Source organism: Patulibacter sp., from assembly GCF_030655195.1.
GTDB lineage: Bacteria > Actinomycetota > Thermoleophilia > Solirubrobacterales > Solirubrobacteraceae > Patulibacter.
Genome location: NZ_JAURWA010000038.1, coordinates 1 through 3,670, shown reverse-complemented (window position 1 = coordinate 3,670; position 3,670 = coordinate 1). Strand labels below are relative to the sequence as shown.

General features: G+C 72.1%; 3 protein-coding genes. All 3 read left to right on the top strand.

Going from position 1 to position 3,670, the window contains the following annotated elements:
* Positions 1–1,323: UDP-N-acetylmuramoyl-tripeptide--D-alanyl-D-alanine ligase (murF, locus tag Q7T67_RS04030; RefSeq protein WP_304786245.1), on the top strand; the 1,323-nt coding region annotated here is incomplete at its 5' end.
* A 3-nt stretch (positions 1,324–1,326) separates the two neighbouring features.
* Positions 1,327–2,301: a phospho-N-acetylmuramoyl-pentapeptide-transferase gene (mraY, locus tag Q7T67_RS04025; RefSeq protein ID WP_304786243.1), complete on the top strand. Its 975-nt coding sequence runs from the start codon at positions 1,327–1,329 to the stop codon at positions 2,299–2,301.
* A 155-nt stretch (positions 2,302–2,456) separates the two neighbouring features.
* A partial coding sequence (gene ftsW / locus Q7T67_RS04020) for a putative lipid II flippase FtsW (protein WP_304786241.1) occupies positions 2,457–3,670 on the top strand: 1,214 nt, incomplete at its 3' end.

The window sequence follows — 3,670 nt, the reverse complement described above, 5'->3', positions numbered from 1 at the left end:
GCCGCCCCGGCCCGCGACGCGGACGCCGCCGCTGCGCCGTCCGGCGCGACCCCGGCCTCGATCATCCCGTCGGGCCCCGGCGCCCCCGTCGACGGTCCCGGCCCGACCCGCGCGGTCATCGACACGCGCGACCCCGCGCTGCCCGGTGCGCTCTTCGTCGGGATCCCGGGCGCGCGCGTGGACGGCGGCTCGTTCGCCGCCGACGTCCTCGCCGCGGGCGCCTGGGGCGTCCTCGTGCGACCGGAGCACGCCGAGGCCGCCGCGAAGGCGGGGACCGGCGTCGTCCTGACCCACGAGGACCCCGCCGCCGCGCTCGGCGCCCTGGCCCGCGCGTGGCGCTGGGACCTCGGCGCCACCGTCGTGGGGATCACCGGGTCCGTCGGCAAGACGTCGACGAAGGACCTGCTGCTCTCGGTCGTCTCGCCGCACCGCCGGACGGTCGCCACGAGCGCCAACCTCAACACCGAGATCGGTCTGCCGCTGACGGTGCTCGCGGCCGAGGAGGGCACCGAGGTGCTGATCCTCGAGATGGCGATGCGCGGCGCGGGCCAGATCGCCGAGCTCGCCGCGATCGCGGAGCCCGACGTCGGCGTGATCACCAACGTCGCTCCCGTCCACGTCGAGCTGCTCGGCTCGCTGCAGGCGGTCGCCGACGCCAAGGCGGAGCTGCTGCACGGCCTGAAGCCCGGCGGCACCGCCGTCGTCCCGGGGGACGAGCCGCTCCTGGCCGGGCACCGGCCCGCGGGCGTGACCTTCGTCGAGGTCCGGCCGACCGACCCGCTGCCCGACGGCCTCCGCGTGGCGGGCGACGTCTCGCCGACCGTCCTGCGCAACCTCCCGGCGGTCGTGGCCGCCGCGCGGGCGATCGGGATCGAGCCCGCGGGCGACGTCCGTCCCGAGATCTCGCCGATGCGCGGCCAGCGACTGCACCTGGCCCGTGACATCGTCGTGGTCGTCGACTGCTACAACGCGAATCCGATGTCGATGACGGCCGCCCTGGACGATCTCGCCGGCGCGACGGACGGCCGCCGCGTCGCGGTGCTCGGCGACATGCTCGAGCTCGGTCCCGACGAGAAGCGGCTGCACGCCGAGCTCGGCGCGCACGCCAAGTTCACCGGCGCTGAGGTGCTGATCGCCGTCGGACCGCTCAGCCGCCACACCGGCACGGGGTTCGGCTCCGGCGTGCACTGGGTGCCCGATGCGGCCGCCGCGGCGGACCTCCTGCCCAAGCTGCTGGAGCCCGGCGACACCGTCCTCCTGAAGGCGTCGCGCGGCATCGGGCTCGAGCGGGTCGCCGACGCGCTGCGCGGACGGGACGCCTGAGCCGTGCTCAAGGTCCTCGTCGGCGGCACCGCCGCCATGCTCATCTGCATCTTCCTGGCGCCACGCTTCATCGAGTGGCTGCGCCAGAAGTCCTTCGGTCAGTACATCCGCGAGGAGGGCCCGTCGGGCCACCAGAAGAAGGCGGGCACGCCCACGATGGGCGGGCTGATCATCTTCGTGGCGATCTCGGTGCCGTTCCTCCTGCTCTGGGACTACGACTGGCGGGCGATGGGCGTCTACGTCACGGGCGCGGGTCTGGCGCTCGTCGGCTTCGTCGACGACTGGACGAAGGTCGTCCGAAAACGCTCGCTGGGCCTCAGCGGCAAGGGCAAGCTCGGGGCGATGGTCGTCGTCTCCCTGCTGCTCTGGTGGTTCGTCACCGGACCCGCGGAGCTCGACCCGACGGTGAAGGTCCGCACGCTGGACCTGACCGTCGACCTGGGCTGGCTCTACCCGATCTGGATCTACCTCGTCGTCGCGTTCATGTCCAACGCGGTCAACCTCACCGACGGCCTCGACGGCCTCGCGGCGGGCGTCACCGCGATCGTCATGACCGCCTACCTCGGCATCACGTTCATCGGCACGGGCGCGAGCGACCTGTCGCTCCTGGCCGCCTGCGCGGTCGGTGGCTGCGTGGGGTTCCTCTGGTACAACGCGCACCCCGCGACGGTGTTCATGGGGGACACCGGGTCCCTCGGGCTCGGCGGTCTGGTCGCCGGCATCGCGATCATGACCAAGACCGAGGAGCTGCTGCTCGTCATCGGCGGCGTCTTCGTCATCGAGGCGCTCTCGGTGATCATCCAGGTCTTCTCGTTCAAGACCTTCCGCAAGCGCGTCTTCCTGATGGCCCCGCTGCACCACCACTTCGAGATGAAGGCGTGGTCGGAGACGAAGGTCATCCTGCGCTTCTGGATCGTGGCGATCGCGTTCTCGGCGATCGGCTTCACGCTCTACTACCAGTCGATCAGAGCCCGGTAGGGAGAACGTGCGGGCCCCGACCCGAGCGTCTCGGGTCGGACCTCGCCGGACTGCGACGGGGCTCGTGCCACCCGCAGACGAGCCCGGTAGCGGCGGGGCGCCCTCTTGGCCGAGGCCGGGAGGGTTCATAAGACCGGGGGCGAATCCGGTCCCTGATGAAGCGTGCCGCCGCCCGTGCCCCCGACCTCAAGCGCGAGTACGAGCGCCTGCTCGGCCTGGTCCTGACCCTCTGCGTCCTCGGCGCGATCTGGGTGTACAGCGCGTCGAGCTCGGAGCAGATCCTCAAGAACGGCTCCAACGGCACGACGTTCCTCGTGCGCTACGTGATGTTCGCGATCGTCGGGTTCGCGCTGCTGGCGCTCTTCTCCCGCGCGGGCGTGGCCATCGTCCGCAGGCTGACCGTCCCGCTCCTGGTCGCGTCGATCGTGCTCTGCATGGCCGTCGTCCTGCCCGGCATCGGCGTCCAGGTCAACGGCGCCAACCGCTGGCTCGGCGCCGGCTCGTTCACCTTCCAGCCCTCCGAGCTGGCGAAGTTCGCGCTCGTCGCGTTCCTCGCGCTGCGGATGGCGACCCGCACGGCCCCGATGCGGACGCTCGGCGACCTGCGCATCGAGCTCGTCGTGATCATGGTGATCGTGGCCCTCGTGGCCCTGGTGCAGCGGGACCTGGGCACCACGATCGTGATCGTCGGCGCGGCGGTCTGCGTCCTGATCATGGGCGGCATGCCCGCCCGGTTCTTCCTGCCCATCGGCGTGGCCGGCGGCTTCCTCCTGACCGTCATGGTCGCGATGCACCCGTACCGGATCGCTCGCCTGGCGTCGTTCCTCTCCCCGGGCTCCGACTCCGCGGGCACCGGCTACCAGGCGCTGCAGGGCCAGCTGGCCATCGGCACCGGCGGCCTCGACGGCACCGGTTTGGGGACCTCCGTCCAGAAGGCCGACTGGCTGCCCGAGGCCCACACCGACTTCATCCTCGCCGTCGTCGGCGAGGAGCTCGGTGCGATCGGCATCGTGATGCTGCTCGTCCTCTACGCCGGGATCGCCTACACCGGCCTGAAGATCGCCGACAAGACCGAGGGCACCTACCAGAAGCTCTTGGCCGTCGGGATCACCGCGGTGATCATCGTCCAGGCGATGCTGAACGTCTGGGTCGTGCTCGGGATCTTCCCGCTGACCGGCGTGCCGCTGCCGTTCATCTCCTACGGCGGCACCAGCCTGGCGGTCCTGCTGGCCGCCGTCGGGCTGCTGCTGAACATCGCGCGGGGGACCCCGGTCCTCGAGCGCGAGCCGTCCCCGGTCGCCGTCGGCGCCGACGGCGACCCGGTGCCGCCGCGCCCCCGCGGTCGCGCCCCGAAGCCGGCCGCCGGCCC